The sequence below is a fragment of the Vibrio paucivorans genome (assembly GCF_054053395.1).
The window spans coordinates 1,266,618-1,279,538 of sequence record NZ_CM133230.1 but is presented as its reverse complement, the minus strand read 5'-3'; the positions used below and the strand labels follow the sequence as shown (position 1 = coordinate 1,279,538).

Below are 12,921 nucleotides of genomic sequence, written 5' to 3'. Positions count from 1 at the left end.
TTTGGGCATAGTTTCATAATGTTTGAAAGGAATGAGCTTGCGGCACGGTCTTTATGAATTGGCGACGCTGGGGGGGATAAATTCGTGTTCTCTATGTCGAACGCTAAACTAAAGTTGTATGGATACACAAGCAATATAATAAGGTTTTAGCTATGACTAATTCTCATTACAACGCAAGGCTAACATTCAAACTCTATGCTTTAGCGGCACTCTTGTTCGGTACTTACGGTGGCCGTGTCTGCCCTATGCTCGAAACACTCAGCGCCAGTGAGATCATGACTCATGTTTCGATTACGTTTGTGGTGATGTTCGTTCTACGCCATTTCGTCTTGCACAACCACTCGCTGATGCAGGAACAAAAAATGGCACAGTTGGATAGCACTCTATTTTTCATGGCAAGCGTTCCACTCGCCTTATACTACAACGTATTTTATAGCTTCCCCCTCGACAGCAATTTGAAAGTGCTGTTTGGTATGACGCTGTTTGGCTTTTTCACTGGAAGCCTATTACAGCTAACGTCAAAACTGGAACGATTCGAACACCACATCAATACTTCCCCTCAATTCGACCTTTCGGGCGAACGCCAATCCATTGTTAAACAAATGATTTGGATGGTGGTGCTGCTGCTGGCCACACTGACCACCATGTTGGCCATGGTCGCGGTGAAAGATATCTTCTGGCTAGAGCACAATCCAGAGCGAGTGTTAGATGGCACTGGAACCGTGAGCGTTATTAAAGAATTTATCTATATTTCATTAGTACTTGGAGGGTATGCCCTCACCATACTCATTCTTTGGTCCAAGTTAATGAAGAAAGTATTGCTAAGCCAAGAGTGTACCTTGATAGAAGTCGCTCAAGGCCACGTTGACAGACGCCTACCAGTATTCGAACACAACGAGTTGGGTTCAATGGCCTCATTAACCAATACAATGCTAGATAGCCTCCAGTCTACTCAAGATGAAGTCAAGACCACTCGCGACGTAGCGATTGTCAGCTTGTCGGCATTAGCAGAGTCCCGTGACAATGAGACTGGCGCGCACATATTGCGGACTCAAGAGTACGTCAAAGCTCTCGCCGAGGAATTAAGCCATCTTGAGCAGTATCAATCTCTGCTGACACCACAATACATCGAGCTACTCTATAAATCGGCTCCTTTGCATGACGTGGGTAAAGTGGGTATTCCAGATAACGTGCTACTCAAACCAGATAAACTGACCAACGAAGAATTCGAGATAATGAAAACTCACCCGCAAATCGGAGCTGAAGCCCTTTCAATTGCCGAGAAACAGTTGGGTAGTAGCTCGTTTTTGAGTGTGGCAAAAGAGATTGCCTTAACACACCATGAGAAATGGGACGGAAGCGGTTATCCGAATCAACTGTCCGGGGATGCTATTCCACTGTCAGGACGATTGATGGCACTAGCGGATGTTTATGATGCTCTGATATCCAAGCGCGTCTACAAGCCAGCCTTTAGCCACGACAAAGCCAAGGCGATTATTTTAGAAGGCGTTGGCAGTCACTTCGACCCAACAGTTGTTGATGCTTTCTTAGCAATTGAGGAAAAGTTCGTGACTATAGCGGCGCGGTATAAGGATGCTGAGCAACTAAGTGAAGAGTCTAACTCCCCTCTTCACACTCCTCCTCAGAAGCATGTCGCCAACAGCTAACAAGCTGTTGGCATTAGACACACAGCTCTAGCTGGGTTTCGTTTCGACAATGGCAGTTGATAGAGCAAAAACTGCGGTTGTCTTGGTATTGTTGTTTGATATCTTCAAATGGCAGCGGCTTGGCAAATAAGTAACCTTGACCAAAGTTGCACCCCATCGCTAATACCTGATTCATGTCAGCTTGAGTTTCAATGCCTTCACAAACTGCCGTCATATCCAGGTTATGTGCCAGGTCAATAACAGCTTTAAGAATCGTGTTATTGCTGGCTTTTTGATTTAAGTTCTCTACGAAGCTTTTGTCGATTTTTAGCGTATCAATCGGAAACTGGTACAAGTAACTCAAACTCGAATAACCGATCCCAAAGTCATCTAGCGCCAAGCTCACGCCGAGCTTTTTCAGTTTTTCCATATTGAGCAGCACTTGTTCGGTGTATTCCAACAATGCACGCTCCGTTAACTTAATACATAGGCATTCAGGGGCTAAACCCGTTTTGTCTAGAATGTTAGCGATCGTGTCGACTAAATCATCTTGGAAAAAATGCTCGCAGTACAAATTACTGCTGACGTAAAGCTTTTGTTCAGGGAAAAGAGTTTGGATTTGCTTCAGGTTTCGACATGACTCTTCTAACACCAGAAGATCGATGTCCTTAACCAACCCAGCCGATTCCGCAAACGGAATAAAGTCCAACGGCGGTACGATTCCTCTAGCGGGAGATTGCCAGCGAGCTAACGACTCAAATCCAACGATTTGACCTGTTTTGAGATCTAAAATTGGATGCCAGTAGGCATGAATCTCACCATTTTCGATGCCATAACGTAGATCGGCCTCCAAACTGATTGCGTCTTGCTTGTCACTTTGCATACTCTTATCAAAAACCGCATAGCGACCAGGACCACTGCGTTTCGCGTGGTACATAGCAGCATCGGCATCGCACAGCATTTCATCAGCATCGCCGTATGCAGGATCACTAAACAATACTCCAACACTACCACCAATGAACACGGGCTGATTTTCGATAATAAACGGCTTTTTCAATGTGTCATTGATACGTTGTGCAATATCGTAGGCATGCTGCTCGACTTCGATCTCTTCAATCAATATGACAAATTCATCGCCACCCAAACGTGCAACTGTGTCTTGAGTTCTTAGCAGACCCTTTAGTTCATCCGCGATAGTACACAGCAAGGTATCGCCTGCAGCATGACCTAAACTATCGTTCACCATCTTGAATCGGTCTATATCAACAAACAGAACCGCAAATTTACTAGAGACCTCAGTGTCAGCTTTAGTGATGAGCTGATTGAGCCGATAGATGAACTCACCACGGTTGATTAAGCCAGTTAACGCATCATGAGAAGCGGTTATCTTGAGTTTTTTCTGCACTTCTCGTGTTTCGTTGATTTGGGCTCTTAACGCCGCGGTTCGATGTGCAACCTGCTCTTCCAATCGGCTGTTAGAATCGCGCATAAACTCCGCCATTTCGTGGCGTACGACCGCATTGGCCACGTGCTGAGCGACAAAAGTCAGTAGATCGACGTCTTTTTGTTGATAATCAACGGGATTTGGCTGGTAGCTTTGTACCGTCATGACCCCACGAACTTCGCTTTCAACGATAAGCGGTACACCTAACCAAGAATAAGTAGTGTCGTCAGGTTTACTTGCTAATCCCTCTTGATGGTACCTGTCGAGCTCTGCTTTGGATAACAGCAGAGGCTTACCCAACTTCATGACAAGTTCGGTAAAACCAGGCTCTCGATTAGACTCAATCTGTCGGATACTGGTGCGAACACCCAAATACTCATCAGACATATAGACGAACTCGAGTGCCCCATTTGCTTCAACCTTAGGGCTTTTCAATGCGATATAGAAATTATTAGCGCTGATCAGTTGGGAGATAATCTCATGAACTTGGGCATAGACACTCTTTTGACAAGAGCCAGAATCACTAAACAATTGAGAAATCTTGAACAAACTTTCCTGCAGTTTTTTCGCACTGTTTAGCTTTTCGAGCTGCAGGGCAAACTGCTGGCTTTTTTCACTAAACTTCTTTTGCAGTTCATCCATCTCTTTAAAGCGATAAAGCGCTGTAACGATATGGTCACTAGCAAAGGTCAGTAGCTCTAGATCATCTTTAGTGTATTGCGTTTCAAGGGTGTAACTTTGAACGGTCACCACACCTATGACTTCACCATTACGCAATAATGGACACCCCATCCAATACACACCGGTGTTTTTAGAGAGTTCGTTGGTCGGAGACAATTGCTCTAAATCGCGTGGGGAAAGCAGAAGCGGTTTTTTCGACTCGATAACGATATGACTGAGCGTACCTTCAAAATCCTTGTAAGGAATCTTACCTTCTAGCTGTTGGTCTAACTCATCCACATGATAAATCACCTCTAGCTCTTGCTTCTGACCATCAAATAGAATGACGAAGTGATTTTTCGCATCCATCAAGCCCGCTATCACCTCATGAACACGGCGAAAGAAGAACTCGAGATTATCGCAATCGTGTGAGAGTTGATTTAACTTTAATAGCGCATGATAACTTGCAGCAAGCACATCGTAGTCTTGCCGACTAACCGTGGTACTCCCCAGGTTCTCTGAGGTTAGTGCAATGTTGTTGTGATTGATTAGCATAGAAAGATAAGCGTAATGTTGACCGACTTGTTAGCAGCTTGATAACCGTACGCTGCTCTGAGCGGCGGAATTTAAACCAATGAATAACAATTTAAGTCAATTTTTGGTTAAAAATATCGAATAAGGAATCAGCCTCGATTTTTAACTATTGCCACAATAGCCATTAGTGTAATAGCACTATTTATTCATTGCCAGACATCCTTTCCTATCTAGCACACTAAACCCGCTCTCAATGACGCTAAAATCACTTGGGGAGTTATACATTTCCGCATACTCGCTAAAAATTCGGCTTCAGAGACCTCTTTTTCATAAGAATTGCGTTTTCTGTCTGTTAGCTGTTGTCACTTAGATCACAGAAAGGTATAAATACCCTAATAGGTTATATCCTCCTTTCAATTCACACGGATGAAGATTATGTTTGAAAAAGTTGTTGCGGCTCCAGCTGACCCTATCCTTGGTTTAACTGAAGAGTTTAAAAAAGATACTCGCGCTGAAAAAATCAACCTAGGTGTTGGTATCTACAAAAACGAAGACGGTGAAACACCTGTTCTTAAAACTGTTAAAAAGGCAGAAGCAGCGCTGCTAGAAAACGAGAAAACTAAATCTTACCTAACGATTGAAGGGACAGCTGAGTACGCATTAGCTGTACAAAAACTGTTGTTTGGCGCAGATTCAGAAGTTGTTAGCCAAAAACGTGCAAAAACAGCTCAAGCACCAGGTGGTACAGGTGCACTTCGTGTCGCTGGCGAATTTATTAAACGCCAACTAGGTGATGTGAAGATCTGGATCAGCAACCCAACATGGGCAAACCACAACGGCGTTTTCTCTGCAGCTGGCATCGAAACAGCACAATACAGCTACTACAACGCGGAAACAAAAGACAAAGATTTCGCAGGTATGGTTGCAGACCTTGAAAAAGCAAACGCAGGCGACATCGTGCTGCTTCACGGCTGCTGTCACAACCCGACGGGAATCGATCCAACGGCAGAAGAGTGGGAAACTCTGGCTAAACTCGTTGCAGAAAAAGGTCTACTTCCACTATTCGACTTTGCTTACCAAGGTTTTGCTAAAGGTGTTGAAGACGACGCCGCAGGCCTGCGCACGTTTGCGAAGTACAACAAAGAAATTTTAGTTGCGAGCTCTTTCTCTAAAAACTTCGGTCTATACAATGAGCGCGTTGGTGCATTTACACTGGTAGCGGATAACACAGAAGTTGCTACAACCGCGTTCTCGCAAGTGAAAGGTATTATCCGTTCAATCTACTCTAACCCACCGGCTCACGGTAGTGCAGTTGTTACTCATATCCTAAACAACGCCGACCTACGTGCAGAGTGGGAATCTGAAGTGGCAGAAATGCGTGACCGTATTCAAGAAATGCGTGAACTGTTCGTTTCTACACTGAAACAAGAAGGTGTTTCTGCAGACTTCAGCTTCATCGAACGTCAAAACGGCATGTTCTCTTTCTCAGGTCTAAGCAAAGAGCAAGTAACTCGTTTGAAAGAAGAGTTTGGTATCTACATCGTTGGTTCTGGCCGTATCAGTGTTGCTGGTATGACTAAATCAAACATGGGCCCACTATGTAAAGGCATCGCTGCAGTTCTATAACGGCCGAACACAACCATAAAAATAGAAGAGCCAGCACAATGCTGGCTCTTTTTAGTTTTAAAATCTGTAGCGTAAAGATAAACCACCTTCATTGGTGGTATCCTCTCCAAAGTCTCGATGAGTATAGAGCACACCAATCGCGAAATTATCTTCAAAATGATAGTCGGCTCTAAGTTGCAGTTTATCTTCATCAACTAGGTTTGAACGGCTCAACTCGCCAATAGCAGCTAACTCCAACTGTTTAGTCACAAAGTAATTCACGCTGGCATCTATGCTGTATACAAACTTACTGTCACTAAAGAGTTTCACCTCTGGGTTATCCTGTGTGACTTTATTCCATAGCGAACCCACTTTCGCTCGAGTGGAAATATCCCATTGCTCGTTAATTGCATATCGATAACCCGCCCCTGCGCGCAATGTGTAAGTTTCTTCTGTGATGTTATCTGGGTGGAAAAAGCGTGCGGAATAGTCAAGTACTAACAGCCACTGGTCATCGTATAAGCTGCTTGCACCAATCCCCATCGCGGTAACATTGTTGTTTCCCCCTAAACTCTTATCATAAGAGCCGGAGCTTAGATCAACGTACACATAGTCGTATTTTCCGGCATTGACTGCGGTCTGAACCATTGCAGCACTTGTCGTTGAAAGCAGTATGCCTGCTACTGAGATTAGACACGAACACATACGTCGCTTGCGACCGACTAGACTCCATTCCATTACTCACCTCTTCCGATTTGATCGCCCTTTAGCAGCATTGCTCCTGAGAAACCCAAGCGGGCTACTCCGTTTAACCAGAGAATAGAAACTCTTTCTATACATTAACGGGGGAACAAATAGACAAACGCTGCCGTAACTAGCCTTTATTTATAATAGACTAACTCGTATTTTCTGATGAGATTTTGAGCACAAAAAGTGCGAAAAATGAATAGATTAGCGGCAGCCCACCAATAGGTAGCCTGCCAGTAATATCAGTTAGTGAAGATTGAGTTCGATCAGGAACTCTTCGTGGGAAGTTGGGGAAATTTGAACACTGCTTTTCGATTTAATCATTTCGATTTGGTCTGAATCCAGTGTATAAGGCATCACCAATTTTAACTGGCTGATCCCTTCGTACTTAGCAAGTTCGCACAGTGTCACTAAGTTTGACTCGTCGCTACGGCTTGCCGATAAAGACTTCAAAGCCGCTTCCCACAATCGGTCTTGGGGCGTGCTTAGTTCTTTTATATTGTCTCGCCACATCAAACTAAAGATTGGCGCAAACGTACTCATTGCCTCTAAAAACGTCCATTTCTTACTACACGAGGCGCCAAGAAATGATGTGTAATCAAACTCTACACATTGTGCTTCCTGATGTTCCATATCGTTACCCTCGATAACTAGCAATACAATGTACTTAATATCATCCAACCAAGTTGTTATAGCAATAGGATATAAAACATTAGTCTTTTATGACTAAAATAAAGGATGAAATGGTATATAAAAACCAGTTTAGTAACAAAGTGTGTACACGTTTTCTAAATCTTTGTCGGAAAGATTAATATTTCGAAGAACAAACAAATAACCCTACTTAGCAAGATTTTCTACTTAATGTCTACGATTCGACTGGCTTTCTTATACTGAATTCTCCAACCTTTCCACACTGGTAGCTCCCAACGTTTTGGGTCTTTCTTGCGCAGGCCACTTTCGTATACCACATAAACGAGTTTGCGTTTCGGCATATACTCCACACTGACGTTGAGATCCCCCAATGCCAAACGTAGAGGGTATTTTTCAGCGAACTCTTGATACTCCCAGTATGGAATGCCTTCAAACTGAAAATCTTCTTCACTGAACAGCGCAAGGTCGTCGATCGATTCTAGCTCAAGCATAGTAAGCTGTTCGCAAAACCAACGTTCAAAATCCGAATCTTGATGACACTCAACGTCGGCGAGCCCTAGCTCTACATAAAGCCGCCAGTGCTGTATTTGTTGCTGCAATTTTTCGGCAAAGCCTGGGAATATTTCCCCGCTGAGTACCGAATCTAGGATAGGTTTTAGGGCCAGTTCACCCTGAGCCTCTACTCGCTTACTCATCACTGAGCGGCCAGCATAAACCAGCTCTAGTGCACTGTAAGCAGTTCCATTCTCGACAGTACTTTCACCCTGAATCCACTCTCCTATCTCCAATGCCGCGAATAGGCTCAGGGGTACGGGCATCGCAACAGTCGCCAAATTTAGGGTCTGCTTTACACCTCGGCCTGGTAAACTATGAGTGTCCAACACCAACATCGCTTCGTGCTCGTCTGTCACACGGCTATTTCTTGCTGGTAACACTTCCATGACACCATTACCGAATGCCTCTCGACGTTTCACCCTGCGCACAAACAATAGTTCTGGATGTAGTCGTGCAATCTCTTCCGCTAAGGTATGCCTTTCGAATCGCGAAGCGACACACAAGCTTGGTAGTTCAAACAACTCACGCATTTGTGCAGCCAAACCTCGGGCTTCTTTTACTGCTTCTTGATCAACACTAACACCAGGAAGATCGTCTCCGCGCACTAGTCGAATAAGTAAACTTGCATCGCAACCAAACGGTTCTTCACGAAGTAATGCCTCTACACTATCGGCATTACTGCTCAGAGTATAAAGAGAGGCTGGTACTGCCAGAGCTGCTGCCAAATCTACCATTGCCTCTTTCACCGCTTTTGGCTCTGAGCGAGTAACCAGATCGGCATACAGTGCATCGATAGGCAATGGGTAGAGTTTTGTACCATGCTCTGTAACTGTGCCATCTTCGTCAATCGCCCCCATATCTCTTAACACCAAGCATGCCGCTTCAAGAGACTTTTCAGGAATCGTGTCTAACCAATCCAAATCTTGAAGTTTATAACCGCATGTCGCGGCTGCTAGCATTGGTTCTGTTAGCCCCTCTCGCTGAAACTCCGGAGGTGTTACGGCTTCAAGGGCTGCATGCTTTCCATACAATCGGATACACTCTCCCTGCATAACACGGCCCGCGCGGCCCATTCTTTGTTTAGCACCGGCCTTGGAGATATGCGACAACATTAAGGTAGACCGGCCGTTACGTTGGACGGTGCGCCTTTCTAAGCCACTATCTATCACGGTCGAAATATTCGGTATAGTGAGAGAGGTTTCCGCCACATTGGTCGCGAGCACAACCTTACGTTGGGGCTGCTTAGTTAGAGCAAGGAGTCGCTGTTCATCAGACACGGACGCATGTAGAGGCACAATCAGTAATTGTGGGAACGACTTGAGTGTAGCTGCACACTGGGCGATTTCTTTTCTTCCAGGCAGGAAGACCAGTATATCAGCCCCATCAGTGAGCAGTTGGCTTGCGACTTCTTGATGAACGCGTTGCTCAATATTTTTGAGTTGAGGCAAATGGTGGGAGTCGACCGCTCGATGTTCAACCGTAACATCGAAGTTCCGCCCTGACGCTTGCAGCCTATCTGCGCCCACATAACGAGCAAGTTTTTCACCTTCGATCGTAGCAGAAGTAATCACTAGACGATGTGATTTGCTCGCTTTGAGCATCGCTACCAGCAGGTCAGTATCCCAACGCCGTTCATGAAACTCATCAACCAAGACGATATCGAATGCTTTTAGTTTGTTCTCAGCAAACCATTTCAGTGCCACACCTGGAGTCACAAACACCACTTGGCTCTGTTCAGAGTACACATTCTCTAACTTGATCGCATAGCCTACTGACTCGCCGAGTTTTTCGCCGCGCTCTTGGCTAAGAAACTGGGCAAGAGACGTACAAGCTATTCTTCGTGGCTCAATAACCAGCACTCTTCCTTGCTCACTGGCCCACATTGGTAATCGAGTTGATTTCCCCGATCCTGTTTCGGCTTCTACAATTAAATGAGTCTGCGGTAATCGCTGCAAAAACGATTCTTTGAGGGTGTCGATAGGAAGGCGGGACATGGCTTTTTTTAACAATTTTGTAAATTGTGACTATTATACTCTTATCCGCTTGTTTGAGCGAAAGATATCAATCCACAAAAACCTCATTTCTGTTTACAATACGGTGACGAATCCCTATCATTTTCGGGTTCCCTTCCACCCTACAATAGGCCAACAATGAACAACGATAAACGCCCTCTATATATCCAGTACGCTGGACCTGCGCTATTGAGCACCCCTCTTCTGAACAAAGGCAGTGCATTCTCTGCCGAAGAACGCAGTTCTTTCAACCTTGAAGGGCTTCTTCCAGAAACCACAGAGACCATTCAAGAGCAAGTTGAACGTGCATATCAACAATATCGTAACTTCGAAAGCGATATGGATAAGCACATCTACCTACGTAATATTCAAGATACCAACGAAACGTTGTTCTATCGCTTAGTTCAGAATCATATTTCTGAGATGATGCCTATCATTTACACGCCAACTGTGGGTGCAGCGTGTGAGAACTTTTCTAATATTTACCGTCGTGGACGTGGCTTATTCGTGTCATACGCTAACCGCGACCGTATCGATGACATCTTAAACAACGCATCGAGCCACAATGTTAAGGTCATCGTTGTTACCGATGGTGAGCGTATCTTAGGTCTTGGTGACCAAGGTATCGGCGGAATGGGGATTCCAATTGGTAAGCTGGCTCTATACACAGCGTGTGGCGGTATCAGTCCAGCGTATACACTGCCAATCGTGCTTGATGTCGGTACAAACAACCCTCAACGTCTTGCTGACCCAATGTACATGGGCTGGCGTCATCCTCGTATCACAGGCGCTGATTACGATGCCTTTGTTGAAGAGTTCATCCAAGCTGTTCAACGCCGCTGGCCTGATGCACTCATTCAGTTTGAAGATTTTGCGCAGAAAAACGCGATGCCACTTCTAGAGCGCTACAAAGATCGCATCTGCTGTTTTAACGATGACATCCAAGGTACTGCTGCAGTTACAGTTGGCTCACTACTTGCCGCTTGTCAGGCTGCTGGCAGCAAGCTATCAGAGCAACGCATCACCTTCTTAGGTGCTGGCTCTGCTGGTTGTGGTATTGCGGAAGCGATCATTGCGCAAATGGTGTCTGAAGGGATCAGCGATGCGCAAGCACGTTCTCAAGTTTACATGGTTGACCGTTGGGGCTTGCTGCAAGAAGGTATGCCGAACTTACTCGACTTCCAGCAGCGTTTGGTACAGAAAACCGCAGACACTAAAGATTGGGAATGTGAAGCCAATGGTTTCTCTTTGTTTGATGTTATGCACAATGCAAAACCAACTGTACTTATTGGTGTTTCGGGTGCTCCGGGTCTATTTAGCAAAGAAATCATCCAAGAGATGCATAAACACTGTGAACGCCCAATTGTATTCCCTCTTTCTAACCCAACGAGCCGCGTAGAGGCAACACCTAACGATATTATCCGTTGGACTAACGGCGAGGCACTCGTTGCAACAGGAAGCCCATTTGAGCCTGTGGTTCATGATGGTAAAACGTACCCAATCGCACAGTGTAACAACAGCTACATCTTCCCTGGCATTGGCCTAGGTGTATTAGCAGTGAACGCAAAACGTGTCACAGACGAAATGTTAATGGAGTCTAGCCGCGCACTTGCAACTTGTTCACCACTAGCCATCAACGGTCAAGGTGCACTGCTACCGCCACTAGAAGCAATTCACTCGGTATCAAAGAAGATCGCATTTGCCGTAGCGAAGAAAGCGATTGAGCAAGGTGTGGCATTAGAGATCACTGACGAAGCGCTAGAATCTGCTATCGATCAACACTTCTGGCAACCAGTTTACCGCCGTTATAAGCGTACTGCGTTCTAATCTTTGAAGTTGATACAAAAACCTCGCCTAGTGCGAGGTTTTTTCTTATTCGGCATCTTTTATGGCCAGCAGGCTTCGTGATAATCTCTTAGCTCTCTTTGAATGACACTTCTGATGACATGCCAAATTTCTTAAATACTCTAGGTGGCTATTTCGTCCCGTACCTTTCAGAAATATCAACCGCTTTGATTGCATGTGCATTGGTCATGTTTGGCGGCGAAATTAATCGAATGCTAAGAAATGCTCTTCGCATGCAGCATTTTCTGATCCGCACTTCTGTATTTATCTTGATAAACGCATTTGGTTACGGCTTAATCATTGTAAAAGCAACACCTTACCTTGCTCGGACACTGCTCGATTTGGAGCGGGGCATCATGTTTAGCATTATTATAAGTAGCTTCATTGTTATTGGAATATGGGCTCAGAAGAACAGACAAATCTAATACAGCGAGTTGCAATTCGAGTCACTCAACTCGTCTCTTTTACTGCACTCAAGAAAGGACTCAAAATTTGCTTAGCAGCATTGCTGTTGATGGCGGTCTTCGTAGTGCTCATTGACCGTTGGGTAAGTTGGGGGACTTCTGACTCCATCACGACTAACACCAGCGAGATAGATAATTACGATGTGGCGGTGGTACTAGGAACGAGCAAGTATCTAGGTCGAGTTCTTAACGAATACTATTCACATCGAATGGACGCGGCCATTGAGTTATTTCATCAAGGTAAAGTCAATAATCTACTGCTTAGTGGCGACAACGCTCACCGCTCGTACAATGAGCCTTGGACGATGAAACGCGACTTACTCAAAGCCGATATCCCCGAACAAAATATCTACCTAGATTACGCGGGGTTCCGAACCCTCGATTCCGTCGTACGAGCGAAAGAAATTTTCGACACTGATGACTTCCTTATCATTACACAACGCTTTCATTGTGAACGTGCCTTATTTATCGCCAAGTACCACGACATCAACGCTCAGTGCTTAGCCGTGCCCGGACCTATCAATCATTCAGGATTGAAAATACGATTGCGAGAAGTGTTTGCTCGAAGCAAAGCGTTTTTAGACTTGTTCATCATCAATACGCAGCCACGATTTTTAGGTCCCAAAGAACCTATCGCCAAATCGAACTTAACCGAGCCCGATTTTTCCATATCACATGCTGAAACGACTTTGAACCTTGAAGGTATCGACCAGAATGTCAGCACTTCAAGTGCAAGTGACGCTGAAACCGAAAAGTGA

At 45.0% G+C, this 12,921-nt stretch carries 9 protein-coding genes; 5 read left to right on the top strand and 4 right to left on the bottom strand.

Annotated elements, in window-relative coordinates; genetic code table 11:
• Positions 1-152: 152 nt before the first annotated feature.
• Positions 153-1,667, top strand: coding sequence for an HD-GYP domain-containing protein (locus tag ACXABW_RS06015; RefSeq protein WP_457524533.1), 1,515 nt, complete (start codon positions 153-155; stop codon positions 1,665-1,667).
• A 13-nt stretch (positions 1,668-1,680) separates the two neighbouring features.
• On the opposite strand, the gene ACXABW_RS06010 is transcribed toward ACXABW_RS06015, so the two are convergent.
• Entirely contained in the window at positions 1,681-4,305 is a 2,625-nt protein-coding gene (locus tag ACXABW_RS06010; RefSeq protein WP_457524531.1) for a sensor domain-containing phosphodiesterase, read from the bottom strand.
• 414 nt (positions 4,306-4,719) lie between these two features.
• Between ACXABW_RS06010 and ACXABW_RS06005 the strand changes: the two genes are divergently transcribed.
• Positions 4,720-5,910, top strand: a complete 1,191-nt coding sequence (locus ACXABW_RS06005) for an amino acid aminotransferase (RefSeq protein WP_252030453.1) — start codon at positions 4,720-4,722, stop codon at positions 5,908-5,910.
• 57 nt (positions 5,911-5,967) lie between these two features.
• Here ACXABW_RS06005 and ACXABW_RS06000 read toward each other — a convergent pair whose 3' ends face one another.
• The 3 genes from ACXABW_RS06000 to ACXABW_RS05990 all read right to left on the bottom strand — a co-directional run bounded on the left by ACXABW_RS06000 (position 5,968) and on the right by ACXABW_RS05990 (position 9,836).
• Positions 5,968-6,627 carry an outer membrane beta-barrel protein gene (locus ACXABW_RS06000; protein WP_457524528.1) on the bottom strand — a complete coding sequence of 220 codons (660 nt, stop codon included), beginning with the start codon at positions 6,625-6,627 and terminating at the stop codon, positions 5,968-5,970.
• 255 nt (positions 6,628-6,882) lie between these two features.
• On the bottom strand, positions 6,883-7,269 hold the full coding sequence (locus tag ACXABW_RS05995; RefSeq protein ID WP_252030451.1) for a transporter: 387 nt from the start codon (positions 7,267-7,269) through the stop codon (positions 6,883-6,885).
• 221 nt (positions 7,270-7,490) lie between these two features.
• Positions 7,491-9,836 (bottom strand): helicase-related protein, encoded by a 2,346-nt coding sequence (locus ACXABW_RS05990; protein WP_457524526.1) that lies wholly within the window; start codon positions 9,834-9,836, stop codon positions 7,491-7,493.
• 156 nt (positions 9,837-9,992) lie between these two features.
• Here ACXABW_RS05990 and ACXABW_RS05985 point away from each other — a divergent pair, with 156 nt between their 5' ends.
• The 3 genes from ACXABW_RS05985 to ACXABW_RS05975 all read left to right on the top strand — a co-directional run bounded on the left by ACXABW_RS05985 (position 9,993) and on the right by ACXABW_RS05975 (position 12,921).
• Positions 9,993-11,681, top strand: coding sequence for an NAD-dependent malic enzyme (locus ACXABW_RS05985; protein ID WP_252030449.1), 1,689 nt, complete (start codon positions 9,993-9,995; stop codon positions 11,679-11,681).
• Positions 11,682-11,800: 119 nt separating this feature from the next.
• A complete protein-coding gene (locus ACXABW_RS05980) occupies positions 11,801-12,124 on the top strand; it encodes a DUF3392 domain-containing protein (protein WP_252030448.1) in 324 nt (107 codons plus the stop codon).
• The gene (locus tag ACXABW_RS05975) at positions 12,097-12,921 is read left to right on the top strand and encodes a SanA/YdcF family protein (protein ID WP_457524524.1); all 825 of its coding nucleotides are present in this window, start codon (positions 12,097-12,099) and stop codon (positions 12,919-12,921) included. Before ACXABW_RS05980 ends, ACXABW_RS05975 begins: the two co-directional genes overlap by 28 nt.

Bases quoted from the DNA above. Each gene is read 5' to 3' on its own strand.
- ACXABW_RS06015 (WP_457524533.1), top strand. From the start codon at position 153: ATGACTAATTCTCATTACAACGCAAGGCTAACATTCAAACTCTATGCT.
- ACXABW_RS06010 (WP_457524531.1), bottom strand. From the start codon at position 4,305: ATGCTAATCAATCACAACAACATTGCACTAACCTCAGAGAACCTGGGG.
- ACXABW_RS06005 (WP_252030453.1), top strand. From the start codon at position 4,720: ATGTTTGAAAAAGTTGTTGCGGCTCCAGCTGACCCTATCCTTGGTTTA.
- ACXABW_RS06000 (WP_457524528.1), bottom strand. From the start codon at position 6,627: ATGGAATGGAGTCTAGTCGGTCGCAAGCGACGTATGTGTTCGTGTCTA.
- ACXABW_RS05995 (WP_252030451.1), bottom strand. From the start codon at position 7,269: ATGGAACATCAGGAAGCACAATGTGTAGAGTTTGATTACACATCATTT.
- ACXABW_RS05990 (WP_457524526.1), bottom strand. From the start codon at position 9,836: ATGTCCCGCCTTCCTATCGACACCCTCAAAGAATCGTTTTTGCAGCGA.
- ACXABW_RS05985 (WP_252030449.1), top strand. From the start codon at position 9,993: ATGAACAACGATAAACGCCCTCTATATATCCAGTACGCTGGACCTGCG.
- ACXABW_RS05980 (WP_252030448.1), top strand. From the start codon at position 11,801: ATGCCAAATTTCTTAAATACTCTAGGTGGCTATTTCGTCCCGTACCTT.
- ACXABW_RS05975 (WP_457524524.1), top strand. From the start codon at position 12,097: ATGGGCTCAGAAGAACAGACAAATCTAATACAGCGAGTTGCAATTCGA.